Origin of the sequence: Paenibacillus sp. FSL H8-0317, assembly GCF_045040685.1 — a bacterium.
Taxonomy (GTDB): domain Bacteria; phylum Bacillota; class Bacilli; order Paenibacillales; family Paenibacillaceae; genus Paenibacillus.
Genome location: NZ_CP150294.1, coordinates 1,067,128 through 1,092,607 on the forward strand (window position 1 = coordinate 1,067,128; position 25,480 = coordinate 1,092,607).

Here is a 25,480-nt window from a genome sequence, read left to right on the forward strand (position 1 = left end):
ACCGTACCATTGGTTAACGACCGTGTGGTTGTACGCCTTACGAAGAGAGGGACGTCGATTCCGCCATGCCTTTGTTGCCTCGGCTCAACCAGCTTACACGCCAGCGGGATTGCATGAAGAGAACCAGGAATAGGGAAGCTGCTGCAATCAGGCTAAGAATGACAAAACCTGGTGTATAGGATTGATAGCTGCTGTACAGTTGACCGAGAATCAGCGGCAGTGCATACCCGCCCAATCCGCCAGCGGCACCTACAATACCTGTCATCAGACCAATCTCGTTGCCGAACCGTTGCGGAACCAGTTGAAACACGGAGCCATTTCCGGCTCCCAGACACATCATACCGAGGAACAGCATGACTACCACTACAGGCAGAGGTGGCATGAAGGATACGCCAATTAGCATAATACAGGCTCCTGTGTACAGGAAAGTTAGCATGCGGGTTCCGCCAATTTTGTCCGCCAGATAACCCCCTACAGGTCGGAAGAAACTGCCTGCGATTACACAGAAGGTGGTAATGTCAGCGGCACGAACAGGAGAGAGTCCATACTGGGTGTTGAAGAAGATGGTGAGATAGTTACATAATCCAACGAAGCCGCCAAAGGTCACACAATAGAAGGCACAGAATACCCAAGCATCTTTTTGTTTAAGCAGACTTCCGTATTGGGACAATTTCTTGGGTTCAGGCCGGTTAGGGCTATTCTTGGCAAAGATAGAAAAGAGGATGAATACAATAGCGATCGGTATAATAGCAAGTCCGAACACAACTTCCCAGCTGCCAAAATGCGTAGCCAAGCGATTGGCAAACAACGTCGCGAGTACGGTTCCGCTGTTACCCGCCCCGGCAATACCCATCGCCAGACCCTGATGCTCTTTGCCATACCATTGGCCTGCCAGAGGTAGCGCAGCAGCAAAGGAGGCACCTGCAACACCGAGCAAGAGTGCCACCACGTACAGTTGGCTTAAAGAGTCGACCCATAACCAGCCGAGTAACAAAGGAACTAAGGTGACGAGCATCCCGATCTGTGCGGTTAGTTTCGGACCTATATAATCAGACATGAAGCCAAGCACAAGGCGCAGGATAGAGCCGCCGAGAATAGGCAATGCGACCAGATTGGCCTTTTCCAGTGGAGTCATCGGATAGTCCAATGCAATGACAACTGCGAGTGGACCCAGCATCCCCCATATCATAAAACTGATGTCAAAATACATAAACGCCCCGAAGAGGGTGGGCTTATGCCCGCTTTTCCAAAAACTTTTGCTCTCCATCATCCATCATCGCTCCTCATCCAATTGAGATCTTCATGATTTGTCTATGTGCTTGTTAAGGCAGAAAAAGGCCGCAATTCGTCCAGATATGAACGATTTGCGGCCCCGTTGCCGACAGGCGGTACACGTCATTGTGTTCCCGCATCTGAGTTGATCACAGCACTGTGATTTTGATTCAAATTATAATCAAGAGAAAATGTGTATGTCAACAAAAATTACATGTAATTTTAAATAATTCATTTTTTAATCGTAATTCGCATTTTTAATGTTAATTTAGTTGACATTAGATTCAGATTCCCTTAATCTGAATCTAATATGAATCTACACAAAGGCGTGTGGATTCCTGAGGCAACGGTGCCCTTTTCCGAATCATGGAGAAGGGATTTTTCTGTTTATTTTCAGGTGAGAGAGATAGGGGGGCAGCCCATGAGCAGAAGCAAACTGGTGATTATCGGGAATGGTATGGCTGGAGTGAAGTGTGTCGAAGAGATCATTGCACTGGAGCCTGATACGTATGAGATTGTAATCTACGGTAATGAACCCCGTCCCAACTACAATCGGATCATGTTATCAAAAGTATTGCAGGGCGAGCATTCGTTACAGGATATCATTATCAATGATTGGACCTGGTATGCCGAGCATCATATCCGGCTATGTACAGGTGAAACGGTACACCGCATTGATACCCGTGGAAAATATATAGAGACTGAATCCGGACTAAAAGAAACCTATGATGTCCTGATTCTGGCGACAGGGTCTTCACCTTTTATCCCCCCGATTCCGGGAATTGATAAAGAGCGGGTCATGTCCTTCCGAACGATTGATGATTGTACGCGCATGTCTGATTATTCCAAAACATATCGCAAGGCCGCAGTCATTGGTGGTGGATTGCTTGGGTTGGAGGCTGCGCGCGGGTTGCTGCATCTGGGCATGGAAGCTGTGGTGGTCCATAACGCACATTACATTATGAACCGGCAGTTGGATCAGAAGGCTGCCGCGATGCTTCAGGAGGAACTCGAAAGGCAGGGCATGTCCTTTCTTTTGGCTAAAAATACGCAGAAAATTACCGGACGATCGCAGGCGCAGGGGCTGCTCTTTACAGATGGTTCCAAGCTTGAAGCTCAGGTTGTCATTGTCGCTGTTGGGATTCGGCCGAATGTGGACCTGGCTAGACGAAGCGGAATCGCTACGAATCGGGCAATCATGGTGGATGATTATATGCGTACTAGTGTACCGGATATCTACGCAGTTGGGGAATGTGCCGAACATCGGGGAATCAGTTATGGGCTGGTGGCTCCTTTATATGAGCAGGGGAAAGTGCTCGCACGTACGCTCTGTGGTCAGGAAACGCCTGAATATAAAGGATCTATTCCCTACTCACAGTTGAAGGTATCGGGGGTTGATGTTTTCTCGGCGGGTGAGATCAGTGGGGAAGGCATACAGACTGCAATTCAACATCTGGATGGCATTCAAGGCACATATAAAAAAGTACTGATGCAGGCTGGCAAAGTGCGCGGCGCCATTTTATTTGGAGATACAGCTGAAGGGACGGCTTTGCTTGGACTGGTGCAACGAGGTGCGGATGTAGCGGAATTGGCTCCGCGTGAAGGGGCCCCGGACCCGGCTGAGATGGCTGCTGCGGCATTACTCGCTCAGGAAACCGTATGTGCTTGCAACAATGTGACCAAGGCTGCCATTATGAAAGCTATTCAGGAACAGGGTCTCGAGACGGCAGATCAGGTGAAGGTGCAGACCAAGGCGTCGGGTTCATGTGGTGGCTGTCGCCCGATGGTGGCTGCACTGTTGAAACATACGCATAATCTGAAAAATAACGGGGGTACTGGAGTGGTCGCCACACCGGATAAACCTGCTCCAATGCCTGTGTGCAGTTGTACGGAGCTTGGGCATGCAGAACTGAAGGAAATGCTGGATGACATCGTTGTTATGGAGATAGACCTACCAGACAAATCTTTGATCTTGCAGAAGCTGGGTTGGGGTTCGGAGTTTGGCTGCGTGGTATGTCGTCCTGTGATCGACTATTACTTACAGGTATCCAATCGATCGATTAATGACAGAGAGATCATGAATAAGGAATATCGGATAGTTAAACGGAATGGAAATCAGGCTGAACTTTCAAGGGATGATGAGATCGAAGGTCACTCAGAGGTTCAGGTGCGCTGGGATGATCATATCCCCTTGTCATTCTATGCAAGGGATGCAGGGAGCTTGGCTGCACAACTTCGTATGCGTTGGGTCGGTGCAGCGATGCCGTCATCCGTGAATATAGGCGTCGCACCAGGACCGGGATCCTTGGTGAGCGCACTGGTGCAGGATATTGGCTTGCTGGCTTCCCCAGCTGGGTGGGAGATCTATGCAGGTGGTCATGCAGAGCATCCGGTCAAACAAGGTGGCTTGCTCGGGGTGGCTGAAACAGAGGTGCAAGCGGCAGCACTCGCATCAGCCTGCCTTCAATGGTATCGCCAAACCGCTTGGTATGATGAGCCGTTATGGGCATGGACGGAACGATTGGGATTCATGTCCATTCGGGAAACGCTGCTGGATGACCAGTTACAGAAGGAACTGGCAGCTACACTTCAAGCTGATATATAGATGAAAGGCGGGGATGGAAAGATGGGATTATCCGTGAGTTCAGAACCAACAGCCTCCAAGCTCTATGTAAAGGAAACCCAGTGTCCGTATTGTAGTGTGCAGTGCAAGATGACTGTTGAAGAATTGGCTGCACCTGTTGCGGGCCAGCGTCGTGGTGAGTATACGGTTCAGGGTGTTCCGAATGAAGCCTCCCAGGGCAGGTTGTGTGTGAAGGGTATGAATGCTCATCAACATGCGCTCAGTGGTCAACGATTAATGCATCCGCTCATTCGTCGCAATGGCGAGCTTGAATCCTGTTCCTGGGAGGAGGCCATTCAGACCATCGCAGAGCGGTTTCTGGACTTGAAAGATTCATACGGAGCAGATACAGTCGGAGTCTACGGAGGCGGATCTTTGACAAATGAAACAGCCTATCTGCTCGGCAAGTTCGCCAGAGTTGCATTGGGGACAAAATATATCGACTATAATGGACGGTTCTGCATGTCAGCTGCGGCTTCAGCTGGCAGTAAAGTGTTCGGGATGGATCGTGGATTGACGTTCCGTCTGTCCGATATTCCCAAGGCAGGCTGCATTGTACTTGCAGGTACCAATATTGCAGAATGCCAACCTACTCTTCTGCCATACTTTAATCAGGCGAAGGAGAACGGAGCCTTCATTATTGTTATTGATCCACGCAAGACGGCAACCGCTGCCATTGCCGACCTTCATTTGCAGGTGAAGCCTGGCATGGATGCTCTGCTGGCAGATAGCATGTTGAAGGTGATTATGGATGCCGGATTGGTGGACCCTCATTTTATAGGCGAACGAACGCACGGTTACGACCAATTGATACAAGGGTTGGCTGATTTGCAACTCGAACTGGCGGCACAAACGTGCGGGGTTGATCTGGCGCTGATTCGTCAGGCAGCGATGGCTTACGGTGAGGCAGAGACAGGCATGATCATGACAGCACGTGGTGTGGAGCAGCAGACAGATGGACATATGGCCGTCAGGCACTTTCTGAACCTGGTGCTCGCGACTGGCAAAATCGGCCGAGAAGGCTGTGGATATGGTGCAATCACAGGTCAGGGGAACGGGCAAGGCGGACGGGAGCATGGGCAGAAGGCTGACCAGCTGCCGGGCTATCGATCTATTGAAAATGAAGCTGATCGTGCCTATGTGGCAACCGTCTGGGGTGTGGACCCTGCAAGTTTGCCAGGCAAAGGGGTGTCCGCCTACGAGATGATGGAGAAGGTCCATGAGCAGGAGATTCGGGCGTTGCTCGTAATGGGCTCCAACCCGGTCGTCTCCAATCCCAATGTGCGTTTGGTGGAAGAAGGTCTGCGCAAGCTGGACTTTCTGATCGTGGCAGATATGTTTCTGTCGGAGACAGCGCGCATGGCTGATCTGGTTCTGCCGGTTACATCTTATATGGAGAATGAAGGTACACTGACCAATCTGGAGGGGCGTGTTCTGCTCCGTGAACAGGGGCGACCTGCGCCGGGAGAAACGCTTGATGATTGGGATATATTATGCCGGATTGCCGCACAATTGGGTAAAGCTTCTTACTTTGAATATGACAATGCTGAGGATATCTTTAATGAGCTTCGGGTGGCGAGCCGCGGCGGAGTGGCTGATTACTATGGCATTACCTATGAGCGTTTGCGTAACGGGAAAGGGGTATACTGGCCGTGTTCTGCCCTGGAGGATCAGGGAGAAGGACTGCTGTTCGGTGAACGATTCGCTCACCCGGACGGCAAAGCGGCATTCACATTTGAATCCAGCCCGGGCTGGAATGATATATCGCCGAAATTCCCCCTAATTCTCACCAATGGGCGTGTGCTGCCTCATTATCTTACAGGGGTGCAGACACATCGAAGTCCGGCATTGGCAGCTCGTGAATTGGAGAACTTTGTTGAACTTCACTCGGCTACCGCTGCCCGTTATCGTATTCACGATGGAGAGTGGGTAGAGATTCAATCGACGTATGGAAGCTTCACGGTTCGTTCGCGCATCAAGGATTCCATTCGAGAGGATACCTTGTTCGTGCCGATGCATTGGGGCGGCATTCAGAATGTGAATCGGGCCACCCGACCGGAACTGGACCCGTTCTGCCGGATGCCTGGCTTCAAGACAGCTGCTGTAACCATTCGACCGCTGCGTCTGGCGAGATGATTCATACAGGTTTCAATTTATTAAAGGTTCTCAGGCGACATAAACTGTTCTAATATTAGCTTAGCGGCTGCGCAGTCCATATTTATATGAGACTGTGCGGCTTTTTTTGCGTATATGTACGCAAGTAGGCCATAGTTCCGTGGTTCCACGTAAACATGAGGATTGGCTCATGAATATGGATTGAATTTTAGTTATGATGTTCATTAGGGGTACATATGTACGTATTTTATATTTTATTTAGAGACAGATCGTCACTTCGAGTTTAGGTTATTCCGCATTGTGGTATAGATATCGGGGCTTATGGAAGCTTCTTCAAATAGGGCAGGACAGAGGGGGCAAGACAGTGAACGTATGGATAACGGTAAAAAGTCTGGGCAAACGCAAGCCGGTACTTGCCAAGCAAGCTGCTGAACTTCCGGAAACAACTCATACGTTAAGGCAGCTCATTGAGAATATGGTGGCTCTGCAAGTAAAAGCGCTTCAGGACAAGAAGAAACAGTCAGAACTGCTCGCCTACCTGATGCCGGATGAGATTGAGGTGCAGGGAGCGGCGGGGAAAGTTGGGTTTGGCGCAGTATACAATGAGGGCGTTCCAGATCTGAATGTTGCGATGGAGACAGCGATAACCGCCTATGAGGATGGGTTGTACAAAGTGTTTCTCAACGATGAAGAATTGCAGGAACTGGATGAGTCACTTGTTGTAAAAGACGGAGATAACGTGGTGTTTATCCGTTTTACAATGCTTGCGGGACGTCTTTGGTAGAGAGCAATGAAGGAGGAGAACAGGATGAATCAGGAAGAGCAAGTACAGGTGTACATGGATGGATTGCAGGAAAGAGCCAAGTCGTTGACAGGGGTACAGCTTGAGCTGGCAGGCTATGTTGTGGAGATCGCCGGGTCTACGTATTTGCGTGGAGACGAAAAGATGTTTTTGAATACTGATAAGCTGCTTGGAAGGCTGGCTGTAGAAACGCAGAAACCATTATTCGAACCACTGTTGGATGTGCTCCAGCATCTGGCGAGCGAGTCATTGGTTGCACGATTCCGTTATATTGCAGAGCGTGCGACTCGTTTCCCATACAGTAACAACTATGAACGCCGGCCTTTCCGCACATCTGATCCGGAGCAGCATGTAGAACAGGTCATTCGCAAACTGATGGGATTGTTCCGAATGGAAATGAAAAATTTCTCCCTAGAAGAATATGTGTCACTTCGTGAGTACAAGCTGGATTATCTGCATGAGATCCGTTCGGTATTGCCGGATTGCATTGCATATGAACTGGACCATGTGGGCGGGGATATGAAGCAGGCACTGCACGATATTATCTATGGTGACAATCAGACTGCACTGTTAACCCATGAAATGATCAAAGGCATATTCATGAGCGATCAGGCGGATGCCTATCAGATGGTGGGTGAGCTGCTCGTTGCAGCAAGGTTGCAGGAAGGGCTGCGCCAAAGCATTGTGGAGCGGATGGATGAAGGGACACTGGAAGCCTATATTTACATATTAAAAATCATTATCGACAACAACCTGATTCGTTTCAGTTCCGTGGTAAGAGCACTCGCCGTATGGACGGGGATCGGCATAGAAGCAGCCAACCAGCGTATTGCCGCACAGTTGATTGAACAAGCATATCAGACGCTTGTGCAACCAGAAGTACGCGAGGCCTGGCAGCAGGAAGCAAACGCCAACAAACTCTTTATCAGTCTGTGGGCGACAGCGGTCATTGAAGAGAAGGAATTGAAGAGCAAGATAATCGAGATTATGGATCAAGGTCAGTTATATCAGAAGATTGTTGCCCAATACGTACTGGCTAACAGCCAGAACAGAGAGCTGCGTTTGGACATTGCACGTCGTTATCTGGAGGCGCAGGATACCGAGTTGATCCACTGGATTGTGACCAACTATGATGCGATGTATATGTACAACTGGAGTTTTGAGAATGGAGAGAATCAGCGTAGCGTCTACGTGTGGCCATTGCCTGCTCTGGGAGATAAGGCCTTGCGGCGTCAGGACTTTGATCGGTTCAAACAGATGCTGTCTGCCATTCCCAAAGGCGGGTCAGGTGGACCATCGGGTGTACTTGAGTATGTTCACTACCGGATTGATACGGATGATGTAGTCAAGAAAATGTTATATCTGGCCGCCTATGATATGAACCCGGAATGGATTGGTGAAGTTATTGCAATCAAGGACCGATTAAGCCCGGAACTACGCGGAGAACTGCTGTCCCAGTTTGTTCAGCATCCCGAGAATGAGGTGCAAAGACAATTTGTGTTTGAGAGCTTGTCTGATAAAAGCATCAGTAATCGGGAGAGTGCACTCGCCAAGGCGAAGCTGCTCACGTTGACGGTTGATGAGATGAAACAGATGGAGGCGTTGATGAAGCTCAAGACGGGCTCACTTCGTCAGAAGGTCATCCATGTACTGTTACTGCAACCCGTGGACCAATTGACGGTCTCACTGAAGCGACTTTTGCAAGCCAAGAGTGAACTGCAGCGTCTGGGCGCGCTCGAACTACTGACTGAGATTGCGGCAGATCCAGAGCGGATAGATCAGCAGGAGCAATTGCAGCCATTGGCGCAGCTGATTGAGACACCCACTGCCAAGGAACAGAAACTACTGGATAAGCTGACCGATCAGGGGAGTCGTTACACAGCCTCTAATGGATTTGGTTTATTTGATCCGAAGCGACGTGAGCCATTACTGGATGAGAAGCGTGATCTCAAGGGCCATAATCCGAAGGATATCTTTACACTCTCTCTGGATAAGACCAGACCATTTCTGGAGGGACTTAGTGAATTAGTGCATGAACACAGGGATTATGAGTATGAAGTGGAATACTACGCTGGCTATAAAGACACATTGTTAGTCGGAGCGAGTCTTCGCTCCAAGGTTCCATATGGAGAGCGGAATGAAATGAAGCAGATGGAACAGTTCCCGCTTCATGACGTATGGGAGAACTATATTCAACATGCCGAGTTCAGCAGTGTGGAACTGATGCAGCTATACATGGCTATACAGCTCCGGGAGTTCAATGGCAATTTGAGCGACCATTACAGTTATTTCCGTGAGCAGTATGACTATGACGAATTGCATAAGATTCCGTTATTGGAAGGCTGGCGCAAGTCGTTTGCTGAAAAGATCTATCCTCTGGATGACATCGAAAAGCTGCAGCAGATGCTGGATTCGTTAACGTATAATGATCAGGTAGTGGCACTGATATCGGCGGCATTTCTGGATAGCGATCCGATCGATACGTTTGAGATAGCTGAGAAAACCTGGGCCTCCATCATCGCGAGTATGCCTGCTGATCGACTCGAAAAAGAGTCAGGCATGCTTCATATTCTGACTGGACCTTGGAATTATGTAGTTCGGGGCAAAATCCATGACGATAACAGCTTCAAACGTTTCTTCCAGACAGCTTACCAGTTCACCAGTCTTGTAGAGAGTAGTCAACCGCTGTCTTTACTGTCACTTGAAGATTTCCTGCGTGCGTACCAGTTGAACCTGATTGATGATCAAGAGATATATCGACAGGTGCTGGTCGGTGGGAATCGTCTGTTGTTTATTCGGGACTTAACATCCACTCGTACAGAAATGATTGCGAGTGATCCGAAGCTTGTTCAATTGCGAGATGCGGTGGTCGATCGCATTCTGGAGATTGAGCTGACCCGGGGAGAACTCTCTACAGAAGTAAGCACACTTGCCATGAAACTGGATCGAATTGAAGGCATGGAACACTGGGTACATCTGGTCTCTGCGATGGATCAGGATACATTTGTCCGTGGATATATCTATAGCTATGGAGACAATACAACACGTAAAGAGACGTTCAGCTATCTGATTCAGAATTGTCATCCGCGGGATGGAGAGGACGAGAAGCGGCTTGGAGAGTTGCTCCAGAAGTATCCGGTGAATGAGAAAAAATTGCTGGAAGCAGCCATGTACGCCCCGCAGTGGATGGAGATTGTAGCGAAACATCTGGGATGGGAAGGTCTACGCAGTGCAGCTTGGTACTTCCATGCTCATATTAATGAACGCTTTACTGCGGAGAAAGAAACCATCGTGGCCCACTATTCTCCAATCTCACCACAGGACTTTAATGAAGGTGCGTTTGATATCGCATGGTTTGAAGAAGCCTATGCTGCTGTCGGGGAGGAACGGTTCAATCTGTTATACGATTGCGCCAAGTACATTTCCGGGGGATCTAACCACCGCAGATCCCAGTTGTTTGCAGATGCTGCACTTGGCAAGCTTCGTCTGGACGACATGCGAGAGTCCGTGTCAGATAAGCGAAACAAGGATCATTTGTTAACCTATAGCCTGATTCCATTCGCTGTAAATCGCGAACAGGATCTGCATGAGCGATACGACTTCATTCAGAAGTTCCTGATGCAGAGCAAACAATTCGGTGCACAACGCCGTGCCAGTGAAGGTGTGGCATCACAGATTGCACTGGGCAACCTTGCTCGTAATGCAGGTTATGCCGATGTTACGCGGTTGATGTGGGACATGGAAGCACGCAAGTTGGATGAGATGAAATCCTTCTTTGAACCTCATGCATTGGATGCTGACACAACAGCGCAATTGGTCATTGATGAGGAAGGCCAACCCGAGATGGTCATCGTTAGCAAAGGCAAGACACTCAAGTCTATACCTGCCCGGTTCAAAAAAGATGGATATATCGCTGAACTGAAAGAGCTAAAATCGGATCTGGTGGATCAATATCGCCGGGCAAGGCAGGAATTGGAACGTTCGATGACTGCTGGAACATCCTTTACACGTGAGGAAATTGCGAGTCTGATGCAAAATCCGGTTATACATCCGCTGGTAAGAACACTTGTATTCCAGTCAGGTGACAAGACGGGAAGATTCGATGTATCGTCCAGTGGTTTGGTTGCTCCAGGGCTGGAGGGTACGATCCATGCATTAGCGGAACAAGATAAACTTTTGATAGCTCACCCGCTTCATCTGTATCAGAACGGAAGCTGGAGTGAATTCCAGCGGGATCTGTTCACCCGTCAGGAGCGTCAGCCGTTCAAGCAGGTATTCCGTGAGCTGTATCTTCCTAACGAGGACGAATTGGCTAATGGTACGGTGTCCCGCCGATATGCCGGGTATCAGATTCAACCGAAAAAAGCAGTGGCGCTGCTTAAAGGACGCCAATGGACAGTCAGTTATGAAGAGGGTTTGCAGAAGGTAAGCTACGAGCACAATCTGATCGCAAATCTCTATGCCATGGCAGATTGGTTCTCACCAGCAGATACCGAGGCACCTACCTTGGAGACGGTACAGTTCTACGATCGCAAGAGCTACAAACCGGTAGCGCTGCAAGATGTGCCGCTGACGTTCTTCTCCGAAGTCATGCGTGATATCGATCTGGTGGTCAGCGTTGCACATGTAGGAGGCGTAGATCCGGAAGCCAGCCTGACAACAATCGAGATGCGCCATGTCATTGTGAACGAGTCGTTGCGTCTGCTGAAGATCGACAATGTACGTCTGGACGGGAATTACGCACGAATTGATGGTGAATTGGGTGAGTATGCTGTTCATCTGGGGAGTGGTAATGTGTTCAAACAAGCCACAGGTGCACTTCATATCGTACCGGTGCACAGTCAGCATCGGGGGCGAATCTTCCTGCCATTCCTCGATGAAGATCCGAGAACAGCTGAGATTCTGTCCAAGGTGATGTTGCTCGCCGATGACAAAAAGATCAAGGACCCGCAGATTCTTGCACAGTTACAGAATTAGAAATGAACGAACTAGATTTAAACCGCCCCGTGGGGCGGTTTTTTTATTTGTAACCCCGATTTTCAATGTAACTCCGAATCTCAATATAACGAGTGTAGAACAAATAATCATGGACGGAGTGAACAATATGGAGAAATCCAAACATAAAGGCAACGGAGGAACCTGTTAAAAGGGACTTCAGTTGCTTTTATATTTTTGGATATTTCAATGGACCGGATTGGTTCCGTTTTCAAATAGACTTAGGACCCAGGGTGTGTGGGTATATTCCTTAATCTGATAATTAATTGCATTAATTGGTTGAACGGGAGTGGGTCGAACCGACTGTTTTTAAAAGTAAAGAATCTGTTCTAAAGTAGTTACGGAAATGTAAATAATTCGTTTTCTTATCTTGTTATCTGAATTTTTAATGTGGTGATTCCAAAGAACTAGGCTTGTTCTTATCGATCATTTACCAAATTTAAGGGGATGTAATTCATGATCATGTCGGCTATCGTTAGGAAGCGAAATCTGCTGACTTGCTTGCAGGCTGCAGTTTCGGAAGCCATGTGCAGGACGACCTGAATGCTTGAAAGACTGGGATCAAGCCAGTTTGCATTCCCTTGTATACATGTATTCAATGTGTGCACAAGAAAAATGATCAAGAGAGAAGGAGAGCTTACAACATGAACAGAAGACTCAATCTGATTTTCCTCAAACGATGGTTTATGTTATTAATCATCGTGGCGGTTGCGGCTATGCCGCTACACGCCTTCGCCGCGGAGGCGGAATCCGGGACTGATCGGCCATGGATGAACACATCTCTATCTGCGGAAGAACGCACCGAGCTGCTGCTCAAGGAGATGACGCTGGAGGAGAAAGTTGGATTCGTAACTGGTAAAGTAAATAACTATTATGGTTTCTATAATGATGGATTGGAGCGCCTCGGCATTTCGGCATTACAGATGGCAGATGGACCTGCAGGGGTACGTGTGGCTAACCCGGATGTGCAGGACAAAAAGTCCACGGCATTGCCTGCACCCATCGCGCTTGCTGCTTCCTGGGATACCAATCTTGCCAAGAAATATGGCGATTTGATCGGTCAGGAAGCACATGATACAACACATAATGTAGTGCTCGGCCCTGGACTGGATATTGCACGTACACCATGGGGTTCCCGGAACTTCGAATCCCTGGGTGAAGATCCGCTATTGGCTTCCGGTATGGGTGCAGCGTATGTGAATGGGATTCAAAGTAATCCGGTTATCGCTACAGCGAAACACTATATCCTGAACAACCAGGAGACGGAACGTTTCACGACCAATGCAACAGCCAGCGAACGTACCATTCAGGAAGTCTATGCACGTCCGTTCCAGGCGATGGTCGAAAAAGCGGATCTTGGTTCAGCAATGTGTTCATTTAACCAGGTGAACGGTACATATGCTTGTGAGAACAAGGAGATGCTGACCAATGTCCTTCGGGATCAGTTTGGCTTCGAAGGGTTTGTCATGAGTGACTACGGTGCAAACTTCAGCACAGCCAAATCCGCCAATGCGGGTCTGGATCTGGAGACACCGGGAGAGCCTTACGGCAAATGGGGAGACAAATTGCTGGAAGCCGTGAACAATGGCGAAGTCAGCGAGCAAACCATTGATGAGAAGGTTAGACGCATTTTGCTTCAAATGTTCGATAAAGGGCTGTTTGATAACCCTGTAACGAATACACAAATCAATGCCAAGAAAGACGGCAAACAGGCACGTGAAATTGCAGAAGAGAGCATGGTTCTTTTGCAAAACAACGATAATGTGCTGCCGCTGTCCAAGAAAAACGTGAAATCCATCGCTGTCATCGGTCCGGATGCAGATAACGCATCTGCTGCTGGTGGAGGCAGCAGTCTGGTTAATCCGACGTATACTGTAAGTCCGCTGCAAGGCATTCGTAACCGTGCCGGTAACGGTGTGGATGTAAAATATGCTGCCGGAACCGATCCTATCTCCGCAGGGGATGCATTTAATGGACCGTCCGCGGTACCATCCACGCTCTTGTCTCCAGCGGGTGCTAACGAAAGTGGTTCAGACAATGCGAAAAACGGATTGCGTGCCGAATACTGGACAAACAAAGATATGGAAGGCAATCCTTCTCTGGTCCGTACAGATCATCAGGTCAACATGAATCTTGGATTCTACAACTATGAAGGTTTTAACGCACAATCTTCCAAGCTTCCAGTGACACCAACGAAGTTCAATGCCAAGATGTCTGCTCGTTGGACAGGGGCGATCACAGCACCTCAAACAGGTGATTACAAACTGTCTCTGACCAGTCTGGGTTCTGCGAAACTGTATGTGGATGATGAGTTACTCGTAGACAATCAAGGTGAAACATTGAGTACAACAAAGAAAGAAATCACATTCAAAGAAGGCGAGTCCCACAATATTCGAATTGAGTATCGTACGGATTTCCCGGTACAGACTAATCATGATATGGGTGCACAGGTTCGTTTTGGCTGGGAAGCTCGAGAAGACGCTGTGGATATCAAAATGCAAAAAGCAGTTGATCTGGCGAAAAAATCCGATGTTGCCGTCGTGGTAACTCGTACGTATGACAGTGAAGGTTACGTCGACCGTTCCGACCTGGAGCTGCCGAATAACCAGGAGCAGCTGATCCGCAAGGTAGCAGCAGCCAATCCAAAAACGATTGTGGTGCAAATGAGTGGTCGCGCTGTTGAAATGGACTCCTGGCAAAAAGAAGTGCCATCCATCGTTCAGGCTTGGTATGCAGGTCAGGAACAAGGTAATGCAGTGGCACGTGTGCTGTTTGGTGATGTGAATCCATCCGGTAAGTTGCCGGTGACGTTCCCATCAGATGATTCCCAGACCCCGGTATCCACTGCGGAACAATTCCCGGGTGTGAACGGGGTGGGCAACTATTCCGAGGGTATCTTTGTAGGGTATAAAGGATATGACAAAGAAGGCATGACACCGGCGTTTGCCTTTGGACACGGGCTGTCGTATACCGATTTTAATTATCGTAATCTGCATGTGAAAAACATTGGCAAAGGTGATAAGGAAACCGTAGAAGTATCCCTTAACCTGCGTAATACCGGTAAAGTTTCCGGTGCAGAAGTTGTACAGGTCTATGTTGGCAATCTGCCAACCAAAGTCGAGACTCCGAAGAAACAACTTGCTGGTTGGGCGAAGGTTGATCTCAAAGCAGGCAAGCAGCAGCGGGTCAATATTCAACTGGATCGCAGCGCACTGTCCTATTGGGATGAAGCATCACATGAATGGGTAATGCCTAAGGGTAAAGTTCAAGTGTATGTCGGCAGTGCATCGGATGATATTCGTCTGACAGGCAGTGTGAATATCGGAAGCAAGTCTGGTAAATAAAACTGCAATCTGGGAGATTGGAAGGTTGTTATCCCAGTGAATTTATTAGCGTCAAATGCAGTTGGTTCTACTTTATATAGATTAGGAAATTGAGTCGTGGCCTATTGGCCGCGGCTTTTTCCACAATGAAAGGAGAGTGAAGCGTGATGAACATAGGCTGGCGAGAGCATCCCAAACGATGGATGATCCTGTTGATCGCAGCTATTTGTTGTATCGGTATAGGAATCGGGCTTATCTTCAACCGAAGTGAACAACCCGCTCCGCCACCGGTTGTGGATAAGCAGAGAACGGCCGAAGTCTGGTTAACCACGGGAGATCAGCAAAATCTGCTTACGCCACAGAAGCCCATTCCAATTACCGATCACCATGATGCAGATATAAGTTCTTCAGTTTCTTCAACGCAGGAGTCAGACAAGTCTTCGTTGGCGTTCACCATACAGATTGATTCGGACAAGACGTATCAGACCATGGATGGATTTGGCGCAGCGATGACGGGTTCGTCGGCACATCTGATTAATCAGCTTCCAGAGGAGCAGCAAGAACAATTACTCAAGGAGATGTTCTCCACAGAAGGACTGAACATGGATATGGTGCGTCACACCATTGGTGCCTCCGATTATTCGGTAGATGAATCAGGCGCGGCTTCAAGTTATACCTATGATGATATCGAGTCCGGCACGGATTATGACATGGAACACTTTTCGATCGAAAAGGATCAGGAAGTCGTGAATATGCTGGAGCGTGTAGCTGGTTTGAAACCGGATCTTAAAGTGCTGGGCACCCCGTGGACGGCCCCGGCCTGGATGAAGTATGGGGAGAAGACCACAAACGGCTGGTATCTGGATTACAACGACCCCCAGGTATACGAAGCGTACGCAAGATATTTTGTGAAATATATCAAAGCTTATCAGACAAAGGGCATTCCCATCTACGGGATCACGTTGCAAAATGAACCGGAGTTCACATCGAATAAATATCCAAGTATGAGTATGGGCGCCGAAGAACAAGCGATGTTCATACGGGATTATCTTGGCCCTGCGCTACAGGACGCGGGACTGGATACGCGAATCATCGCGTATGATCATAACTGGGATCAGGCGGTCGAATATACCAGCAAGGTGATTGGTGATGAACAGGCTGCTGCCTATATCGATGGATCTGCTTTCCACTGTTATGCAGGTGATCCATCGGTCATGTCGGAAGTGCATGAGCGCTTCCCGGACAAAAATATCTATTTTACCGAATGTAGTGGTGGGGAGTGGAGTCCTGATTTTGGCGAGAATCTGAGCTGGCAGATGTCCAATCTCATTATTGGTGCACCTCGCAACTGGGCGAAAAATGTGCTGCTCTGGAACATCGCACTCGATCCGCAAGGTGGACCCACGAACGGTGGCTGTGAGAACTGTCGCGGGGTTGTGACGATTGACCCGGAGCGTGATGAAATCACGAGAAATGTCGAGTATTATGCTATGGGTCACATCAGCCGTTATGTACGTCCGGGAGCTGTGAGAGTTGATTCCACGCAAGAACAGGGCCAGCTCGAGAACGTAACCTTCCGCAATCCGGATGGAACGTTGGTGCTGGTTGCAGCTAACACGGGTGAGGCAGAAGTTTCCTTTGATGTACTCATAGATGGAGATTCGTTTCGATATATACTGCCTTCCCAATCGGCAGCAACCTTCCGTTGGAAGCCAAAAACGGAGGGAGAACGTTGACTCATGATTGGAAATTATGGGTACAGATTGAATGATGAACATGATAAAATAAACGTTGAGTTATTTCAAATTTGAAGTGTTAAACAAGTCCGATCCCAGGATCGGGCTTTTACATAACCTTTTACTTTTACTAGAAAAGGAGCATACGTTGGACATGTTAGTCGTTGCATATCGGGAACAGGATCATGACAAGTTGGTCGAGATCTGGGAGAGTGCTGTTCGGGCAACCCATACGTTTTTGGAAGAGCATCACATTCAGTTCTACAAAAAAGTGGTGAGTGATGTGTTGCAACAAAGGCAAGTCGAGGTTTGGGAAGTGCTGAATACGGAGCAACAACCCGTGGGTTTTATTGGTGTGGATGATAACTTTATCGAGATGTTATTTGTAGATCCGAGCCAACACGGACAGGGTGTGGGACGTCTGCTAATAAACCATACCTTCAAAATCAAAGGCCGTCACCTCAAGGTGGATGTTAATGAGCAGAATACTGGGGCAGCCCGATTCTATGAAAAGATGGGATTTGTACAAATGGGGCGATCTGAATTGGATAGTTCCGGTAATCCGTTTCCACTGTTGCATCTGGAGATCATATAGGAACAGGTTGAGAGAGAGCGTCATTGGTTGACCACAGGATGTTAATGAACACGCAGAGGAGTGTGCAGGATGACACAGATCAAGGTGACACCGGAACAACTGGAGAAGGTCAGTGGGCAGTTCGCTCAGGCCCATCAGCAATTATCGGGCTTCATGTCCACATTGGACGGCAAGATGAGTGTCATGCGCAGCAACTGGGATGGCATGGAACGGGAACGCTTCTATAACGATTATTCAACGGCTCAAGGCACGATGAAATCTGTTCTGGAACTGGTTCTGTCCATTCAGTCGGAGCTTAAGAAGATTGCCGAGCGTTTCCGCACGACAGATGAAGAGGCGGTGAGCCAGGCAATCATGACGGCGCTGACTGCGGCGCGGGCGCTATCAACCATGGGCAAAAATAAAGGCGATGATCTGGACAAAACGCCAGGTCCACCAAAGAACATGGATGAATGGGCTGAGAAGGATGCCGAGAAATATCAGAACTATGAGGAAATGCTGAAGAAAGCCAAAGAGATGGGTGACGAAGAACTGGCGCAGCAGATTCAGGCCAGCATGAACATCATTCGGCTTCAGTATGAAGATGTAATCTATCAGACTGACCCCAATACGGGCAAAACGGTGAAAATCACCGAGGATTCCATCGTGGGTACGTATCAGGTAAAAAGCGATAAGGGCGAAACGACCACCATCAGTCTGGATAAACAGGGCAATGTGGTGGACTATAGCAAGGATACGGAAAAGTATAGGTATTCGGAGCAAACGCACACCACCAGTCAAGGCGAGCATCTCTTTGGCAAAGTGGCACAAACGGCTACAGCCTACGGCATTGGTCTGCTGCTCACAAGCAAGACAGGCTCTGCCTTTACAGAACATGCCACTGGACTGGGTTCTTCCTTCGTCGCGGACAAGTTCCTGTTCTCTGTGCCGGAAGAAGGCGAGACACGTACGATGATCTACCGTACCAATAAGGAAACGGGCAAAATGGAAAATATGATCGTGGTCACGCGCGGCGACAACGATATTGAATATACGCCGTGGCGGGATTACTTCTAAGCCACGGATGGGATTGGCAGGCTGCTTATCCGTGAGCCTGCCCGTAAAGAAACACCCCGGCAACCTTCTCCCTGAGATGGGAAGATTGCTGGGGTGTTTATGGTTTGGCTTACCGATCAGCCACGGTCGAAGGACCGAGCTGTAAGGGAATCTTTTTTTGCCAGAGATTAATGTGTCTCTTCATCCAGAAACGGTTTGTTCACCGCATAATACATAAAGCCCATCAGCAGCACACCACCCACCAGATTACCCAAGGTCACGGGAACCAGGTTGTGAAGCACACCTTCAAATGAGATCGTCCCTGGGTGATTCAGCACAAGTGCAATCGCGAACGTACACATATTGGCGATGCTGTGCTCATATCCCGAGATGAAGAAGCAGAACACAAAGAGCATCATGGCAAACATTTTGGCTCCATTCTCCTTCATGAACATCGGGACAAAAAACGCCATACATACAAGCCAGTTACACAGGATGCCCCGGAAAAAGAGCTGCATGGTTGGAACTTCCATCTTATGCTCCACCACGCTTAACAGAAAACCATTCACCTGAGACGAGTCGAACAACCCGGTCAGATAGATTAACAAGGCAAACACGGCTGCGCCCATCAGGTTACCGCTATAACTCGCAATCCACAGCTTGATCACTTCAAACCAGCGCAGTTTCTTGCGCAGCGCCGCATACGTGTAATAAAACGTATTGCCCGTGAACAGGTCACCCCCGCCGTAGGCGATCAGAATGATGGCCGCACCAAACGTAATTGCAGCCATCGGATAGGTAAACGGGGACTGCTCCATATAAAAGAAGTTACCTGTCTTAAACGCCACGATGACGCCGAATCCGATAAACATACTGGCCAGCATGGAGCGTGCAAGGTACCTGATTAAGCTTTGTTTGTATATCTTGTGTTTCTTCAAAGCTAGTTGTTCCACGTTGCGTAAAGCTTCCGTTTCCATAATTCTCCTCCAATAGCATGATGTCTTGCTTACCATTATAACGAAATTATGGAAATTGGGGAGATTAAACTTGGTTTATTGATTATTACTTCGTTGATTCGAATGCAGTACCCGCATTGCAGAAGAGCCAAAATCAGGTTCGGATTAAAGCGATTCTAACGCAGATGCTGCACCATTAACTTGTTGATGTGCAACAAGCATAACAAAGGCCGCTCCTCTGACTAATATGTAGGCATTACCCTCCAGAACTTCCTGGGCCAATTGGATCTCGGCTTCTGTGATGGGCAGTAGAGCGAGAGTTTGCAAGACGTAGTTCTGTATATCCTCATCTTCTTCTGAGTCACGAACAAGTTGCGCGGCAGCATGAAGGATTTCACCCAGAAGAGCAGAGGAGCCCGCCATGCCTAAAGCCCGCCAAGCTTCGATACGGATGAGATCCTCTTCATGTGTATCCATGCCAATAGCGAGAACTTGCTGAGTCAGGTGATTATCGGTTAGGTCGATCAGATCACGAAATGCCTGTAGTTTTTCTTCTCCGCTGATTTCGTTAAAATCAGGGTGTTCATTGTTTTTATTATGATTTAAATCAGACAGTCAGACATATCCTACCGTTCACCTCCTGAAGAATATTATGGCTTGGGCGGGAGAATGATTGGACGGGAAGCCAAGGCTTCTTCCACAATCTGTTCAGGCGTCAGGTCTCGCTCATCCCAGAAAATCAGATTACTGATCTCCGCATGTGGAACCTGCTGTTGTAGCTCCGTCAACATGTCATCCAACTCGGCTTCCGTTCCTTCAGAGTCCATCAGTTTGCGAACCAATTCTACCAAATGTAATGGATTGTCCATATCGATACCTCCTGAATGATTCATAGCGTGAACAAACTAGTCTTTCATGGGCTGATTCAATGGATCATATATAATGAGCACCGGAAAAAATTTGGGCTCAAGCATCAGACTAATGCGTTGTTCGTCTTGATCAGTATATGAAATGATATAGTTCCCGAAATGAGACTCGTAGTTGAAGTCTTGGAATTGAAAGGAATGTTCGGGATACTTTATCTTCACATATAACGTAGTAACTCCTCGGGCTAAGGTTTCTTTTAACATAGGAATTTGGGCCACAATGATAATAGCAATAAGAACAATTAGTATACGTTTAACTAGACGGGTCAGACGGATTCCCCCATTATCGTAAATCAATTTTCAACAATTCATGAAGGCCCATATCGAGAATAGATGTCATTCAATCCGTATAGCCAGATTACCAAACTGCTCGCCGTTTTCCATACGTTCGAACGCTTTTGCTACGTCTTGCAATGGATATACGCCATCAATTACAGGGTTTATATCATGGTGCTCCACGAATTGCAGCATCTGGATAAAATCCTCACGGCTGCCCATAGAGGTGCCGATTAGACTAATCTGCGGGAAGAAGATAGAGCGAATCGGTAGGGTCAGATCATCCCCCGAGCTTGCACCATACATCACGATACGTCCACTTGGTCTGATTATATCAAAATATTTTGGGAACATGGCTTGTCCGATGCTATCCAAGATGATGTCCACAGGTTCCAGATCGTTCTGCCTACTCCAATCAGCATGACTATCCAGTGCCTGGGCAGCGCCCAAACGCTGAGCTTCATTTCTTTTGGCGTCACTTCTGGAGGTGACGGTCACCTTGGCACCAGCCGCTACCGCCATGAGCAGGGCATAGGTTGCAACACCACCGCCAATACCGGGAATGAGCACATGTTCACCTTGCTTTAATACACCGCGATTGAATAAGGCGCGATAGGCCGTCAGCGCTGAAAGGGGCAGCACGCCAGCTTCCTCCCAGGATAGGTGGGCTGGCTTAGGCAGGGCATTTGCAGCAGGCAACGTTATATATTGAGCCAGCGTTCCATCCGTAGGGCCACCAACAATATCGGGTACGGTCGGCACTTCAGATGCATGTTCCCAACCGAGCGTAGGGTGGATAATGACTTCATCTCCTATCGCGAACCCTCTTACGCTTTCGCCAATCGCTACGATAATACCTGCTCCATCGGAACCGGGAATGAGCGGGGTGTCCTGGGTTCCGCGTCCTGCCATGATGAATAGATCCCGATGGTTGATTCCAGCGAATTTTAATTGAATCTGCACTTCCCCGGCTTTTGGTGCCCGAGAGATTGACTCTGTATATTGAAGACCTGCAAGGCCACTCTGGCCCGAATGGATAATGGCTTTCATATTCAATATTCCTCCTGTCTATGTAGCCAGATTTCACTACTGAGCCTCATTGTACAGACGGAGCAGATTCACGTAAAATGAACAAAAATGATTGTCAGTATCATTAAAAATAATAGATAGGCACTTTGCATGAATCGGATGATGCAGAATGCCGATATAACGACGAGCAGGTGATCAGGGTATGGATGCAGGTGATTTGAAAATATTTCAGGCGGTTGCCCGCGAAGGTAGTATCAGTAAAGCTGCGCTCTCACTTAATTATGTGCAGTCCAATGTAACAGCACGGATTAAACAGTTGGAGACCCAACTGCAAGTACCGCTATTTCATCGTTCCAATCGGGGGATGTCGCTTACACCAGCAGGAGAGAACCTGCTTGGGTATGCGGATAGAATATTGGAATTATTATATGAAGCAGAGCAGGCCACACAAGTGGGTAACCCACCAGCGGGGATGCTTCGTCTAGGTGCCATAGAGACAGCAGATTCTACTTTTCTGACGCCGCTCTTGGCTGAATATACTTCATGCTACCCGGAAGTACAGCATTCGCTTGTCACGGGGGGGACCCATGAACTGAACCAGAAGGTCATTCAACATGAATTGCACGGTGCCTTAATATATGGTCCTATCGACCATCCTGAGCTGAACTATATGAAGATGTATGACGAGGAATTGGTGTTGATCGCTGAACCTGGAGTACATGAGATGTACACGTTATTGTCCAGGCCAATGTTGTTTTTTGAGATCGGATGCACTCATCGCGATCAGGCGGAATCCTTTTTGAAAGATCAGGGTATCCACACGCTTAACATCATGGAATATGGAACACTGGACACGATTCTGAATGGTGTATCTGCCGGGCTCGGTGTATCATTGCTGCCACGTTCTTCGGTTACCAAAGCAGAATTAAGAGGAGAGATCGCGGTGATGTCTTTGCCCGATCCCTATTGCCGGTTGGAAGTAGGATTTGTGTATCCCCGTGGTGAACATATATCTAGTGCGCTCAGCGCTTTGGTTGAGATTATTACAGTACCAGAACTATAAGAGGTTGTTCATAAAGTCCATTTTTGAACAAACACTATAAAGGAGTGAATGACTTTGGAGGATACTACGTTAACATTGGCTGATGCCTTTAATCAGGTAGATTTTATTGTGGGCGGTCATGGCAGTCGCCAAGTGAAGGTACTTCAGAACGTATTGGGCCAGATTGATGGGGAGTTGTTCAGTGATCACTACGGCAACGGCCCCATTATTGAAGAGTTTCAGCAACAGATGGCTGACGTTCTTGGCAAGGAATCGGCGGTATTTTTCCCAAGTGGAACGATGGCACAGCAGATTGCATTACGGATCTGGTGTGATCGCAAAGGAGTAAAGCGAGTAGCTTACCACCCTCTGTGTCATCTGGAAATCCATGAGGAAGACGGACTGAAAGAGCTGCATCAGATTGAATCAATTTTGCTTGCGGACAAGGATCGTTTGATTCGTTTGCAAGATGTACAGGCGCTCGATGAGGACATTGCCTGTCTGCTGTTGGAACTGCCGCAACGCGAGATTGGCGGGCAATTGCCAGCGTATGAAGAGTTGGAAGCGATCTCGGCCTATTGTCGTGAACGCGGGATTAAGCTGCATCTGGACGGGGCACGCCTGTTTGAGATTACTCCCTATTACCAGAAAACGCCTGCGGAGATTTGCAGTTTGTTTGATACGGTGTATGTTTCCTTTTACAAAGGCATTGGAGGTATTGCGGGGGCTATATTGGCGGGTGATCCGGATGTGATGCAAGAATCGAAAGTATGGAAACGTCGGCACGGCGGAGATCTGATCGGTCTGTATCCGTACATTCTCAGTTCTCAGTATTATTACAATGAGCGGATTGGCAAAATGGAACTGTATTACGAGCAGGCTCAAGAATTCGCCTCCCTACTGAATGCGTGTCACGGGATACAAACGTTACCCGAGGTACCGGTATCGAATATGTTTCATGTGCACTTTGCGCTCGCTGCTGCCGAAGTTGAACCAATTCTGGTGCAAATGGCTCAGCAGTATGGCATAGGAATGACTTCATATCTGAACAAAACGAGTGGGAACAGCTGTGCCTTTGAATTGTCTACGGGTGATCGTTATGAGAAAATTCCCCAGGATAAGCTGCGTGCAGCACTGGAATGGTTGGACCAAGAGTTGCGTAAACAGGTGAGATAACAAGCGGATTCTAATGTAAAGGGGGAGTTCAAGTGAAGTCGATGGAATTAGAACCGATTCGTGATCTTTTGGTGAAAGCTTACAATACAACAATGGGAGAAGGGTGCACGCCCGAAACGCAACAGAGCATTGAGAATTTTGAGCAAAAGTATAACGTGCAATTGCCCGCAGCGTACCGTGCACTTTTGCTTGAATTCGGGGCATGTAATTTCGGCGATCCTGCCTTGTATTCAGCAAAAGAACTGGATTGGGCATATCCTGAGTTTCTGGAAATCTACCGTGAAGTTAAGAAAGAGTACAAGCTGTCGGATGATCTCAATCCGTTCCCGATTGGTGGATTTGGCGAAGGAAGTATGGCTATGTTGGATCAGCCCTCGGGCAAGATACTGATGTTGATCCACGATGCAGGAGATACGCCAATTCGAGAGATTGCGGTAGATTTTAATGATTTAATGACGATGCTTACGGAGTCTGCGATCTGGGTGCAGGAACAGATGAATTAACAGGGAGACGGAAGGATGCGCAATCGGCTTATGGATATTCGGAAGTTAAGATACTTTATCACCGTGGCAGAAGAACTTCATTTCCACCGTGCAGCGGAAAAATTAAATATGACGCAACCACCGCTGAGCCAGCAGATTCAGAATTTAGAGGATGAGCTTGGCGTGAAGTTGTTGGAGCGCACCAGAAAAATGGTTCGTCTCACCCCGGCTGGTGCCGTATTTCTGGAACAGGCCAGACTGATCATGGCCCAGCTCGAACGATCCATTCAGCTTACGCAAAAGGCAGATCAGGGCATCATCGGGCATATAACCATAGCCTTTGTGGATTCGGCTTCGGGGAGCATTATGGTGGATGTTCTTAGGAAATTTCGCGCTGCGTATCCGCAGATTGAATTGACGCTGCGTGAGATGACTTCGTCCCAACAATTGCAGGCACTGGAAGACGGACAGATCCATATTGGATTTTTGCGATATCAGGAAGACACTCGTCATGTCTCGTTCCGCCCCTGTCAGATGGAAACGTTGATTGCCGTATTGCCAGATCATCACCCGTTGGCTTCTCAGACTCAAGTTTCAATTCGAGAACTGGCGGATGAAGATTTTATTTTATTCCCACGGCATCTGGGTTCTCCGTTCCATCGTCTCGTTCTGGATTATTGCAGGGAGCATGGCGTAGATCCTCGAATTACGCAGGAAGCGATCCAAATGTATACGATTGTGAATCTCGTTGCGGCGGGCATGGGCATTTCCATTGTCCCGTCATCGGTGGATGTGTTCCAGCGTAAGGGTGTAGTCTTTCTTCCATTACAAGAAAATCCGCCCTCCGTACCTTTGTACACGGCATGGCGGACGGATATGAATCAGGAAGTGGTATCACGTTTTATGAACTTTGTTGATGGGGAATATGAGTTGCGCTAAAGGTTATTTACACTTACACTGCGATGACAGAACAACCTTCCAATCGCTGTTATCCCCAGATTTTTTTCGATCCCTTTTCTCAAGGGGAAATCTGGTGATAAAGGCGAAGTGTATGCTTCCGAAGTAGCTTTCTTGCAGAAAGCTTTTAGCTCCGCTTT

Annotated in this window: 17 protein-coding genes; 12 read left to right on the top strand and 5 right to left on the bottom strand. The window is 48.2% G+C overall.

Translation table 11 applies throughout. The features are described 5' to 3' along the window. Positions 1-37 precede the first annotated feature (37 nt). The gene (locus tag MHB43_RS04910; RefSeq protein WP_076213570.1) at positions 38-1,267 is read right to left on the bottom strand and encodes a NarK/NasA family nitrate transporter; all 1,230 of its coding nucleotides are present in this window, start codon (positions 1,265-1,267) and stop codon (positions 38-40) included. Positions 1,268-1,693: 426 nt separating this feature from the next. On the opposite strand from MHB43_RS04910, the gene nirB reads away from it, so the two are divergent. The 8 genes from nirB to MHB43_RS04950 all read left to right on the top strand — a co-directional run bounded on the left by nirB (position 1,694) and on the right by MHB43_RS04950 (position 18,517). Next, positions 1,694-3,877 (top strand): nitrite reductase large subunit NirB, encoded by a 2,184-nt coding sequence (gene nirB / locus MHB43_RS04915; RefSeq protein WP_221818822.1) that lies wholly within the window; start codon positions 1,694-1,696, stop codon positions 3,875-3,877. Positions 3,878-3,898: 21 nt separating this feature from the next. Then, positions 3,899-6,031 carry a molybdopterin oxidoreductase family protein gene (locus MHB43_RS04920; RefSeq protein WP_405131469.1) on the top strand — a complete coding sequence of 711 codons (2,133 nt, stop codon included), beginning with the start codon at positions 3,899-3,901 and terminating at the stop codon, positions 6,029-6,031. Between the two features lie 343 nt (positions 6,032-6,374). Next, positions 6,375-6,794 carry a hypothetical protein gene (locus tag MHB43_RS04925; RefSeq protein WP_405131471.1) on the top strand — a complete coding sequence of 140 codons (420 nt, stop codon included), beginning with the start codon at positions 6,375-6,377 and terminating at the stop codon, positions 6,792-6,794. A gap of 24 nt (positions 6,795-6,818) precedes the next feature. Continuing rightward, on the top strand, positions 6,819-11,789 hold the full coding sequence (locus MHB43_RS04930; protein ID WP_405131472.1) for a DUF4132 domain-containing protein: 4,971 nt from the start codon (positions 6,819-6,821) through the stop codon (positions 11,787-11,789). Positions 11,790-12,451: 662 nt separating this feature from the next. Next, positions 12,452-15,151, top strand: a complete 2,700-nt coding sequence (locus tag MHB43_RS04935) for a beta-glucosidase H (protein ID WP_405131473.1) — start codon at positions 12,452-12,454, stop codon at positions 15,149-15,151. A gap of 146 nt (positions 15,152-15,297) precedes the next feature. After that, positions 15,298-16,866 carry a glycoside hydrolase family 30 protein gene (locus MHB43_RS04940; RefSeq protein ID WP_405132390.1) on the top strand — a complete coding sequence of 523 codons (1,569 nt, stop codon included), beginning with the start codon at positions 15,298-15,300 and terminating at the stop codon, positions 16,864-16,866. Positions 16,867-17,020: 154 nt separating this feature from the next. Next, positions 17,021-17,461, top strand: a complete 441-nt coding sequence (locus MHB43_RS04945) for an acetyltransferase (RefSeq protein WP_405131474.1) — start codon at positions 17,021-17,023, stop codon at positions 17,459-17,461. Positions 17,462-17,530: 69 nt separating this feature from the next. Then, positions 17,531-18,517 carry a WXG100 family type VII secretion target gene (locus MHB43_RS04950; protein ID WP_221818828.1) on the top strand — a complete coding sequence of 329 codons (987 nt, stop codon included), beginning with the start codon at positions 17,531-17,533 and terminating at the stop codon, positions 18,515-18,517. A gap of 167 nt (positions 18,518-18,684) precedes the next feature. On the opposite strand, the gene MHB43_RS04955 is transcribed toward MHB43_RS04950, so the two are convergent. The 4 genes from MHB43_RS04955 to MHB43_RS04970 all read right to left on the bottom strand — a co-directional run bounded on the left by MHB43_RS04955 (position 18,685) and on the right by MHB43_RS04970 (position 21,704). Next, entirely contained in the window at positions 18,685-19,473 is a 789-nt protein-coding gene (locus tag MHB43_RS04955) for a formate/nitrite transporter family protein (protein ID WP_017690511.1), read from the bottom strand. Between the two features lie 144 nt (positions 19,474-19,617). Further along, positions 19,618-19,875 carry a hypothetical protein gene (locus tag MHB43_RS04960; protein WP_405131475.1) on the bottom strand — a complete coding sequence of 86 codons (258 nt, stop codon included), beginning with the start codon at positions 19,873-19,875 and terminating at the stop codon, positions 19,618-19,620. Positions 19,876-20,102: 227 nt separating this feature from the next. Next, the gene (locus MHB43_RS04965) at positions 20,103-20,321 is read right to left on the bottom strand and encodes a hypothetical protein (protein ID WP_405131476.1); all 219 of its coding nucleotides are present in this window, start codon (positions 20,319-20,321) and stop codon (positions 20,103-20,105) included. A 393-nt stretch (positions 20,322-20,714) separates the two neighbouring features. Continuing rightward, positions 20,715-21,704, bottom strand: a complete 990-nt coding sequence (locus tag MHB43_RS04970; protein ID WP_405131477.1) for a zinc-binding alcohol dehydrogenase family protein — start codon at positions 21,702-21,704, stop codon at positions 20,715-20,717. Positions 21,705-21,885: 181 nt separating this feature from the next. Between MHB43_RS04970 and MHB43_RS04975 the strand changes: the two genes are divergently transcribed. From MHB43_RS04975 to MHB43_RS04990, 4 genes are read left to right on the top strand one after another with little or no spacing between them, the layout of a single operon-like run. Next, positions 21,886-22,746 carry a LysR family transcriptional regulator gene (locus MHB43_RS04975; protein ID WP_405131478.1) on the top strand — a complete coding sequence of 287 codons (861 nt, stop codon included), beginning with the start codon at positions 21,886-21,888 and terminating at the stop codon, positions 22,744-22,746. A gap of 48 nt (positions 22,747-22,794) precedes the next feature. After that, on the top strand, positions 22,795-23,901 hold the full coding sequence (locus MHB43_RS04980) for a low specificity L-threonine aldolase (RefSeq protein ID WP_221818833.1): 1,107 nt from the start codon (positions 22,795-22,797) through the stop codon (positions 23,899-23,901). Positions 23,902-23,942: 41 nt separating this feature from the next. Next, positions 23,943-24,404, top strand: coding sequence for an SMI1/KNR4 family protein (locus tag MHB43_RS04985; protein ID WP_260632595.1), 462 nt, complete (start codon positions 23,943-23,945; stop codon positions 24,402-24,404). Positions 24,405-24,434: 30 nt separating this feature from the next. After that, complete coding sequence (locus tag MHB43_RS04990; RefSeq protein WP_076213579.1) at positions 24,435-25,322, top strand: LysR family transcriptional regulator; 888 nt, start codon at positions 24,435-24,437, stop codon at positions 25,320-25,322. Positions 25,323-25,480 lie beyond the last annotated feature (158 nt).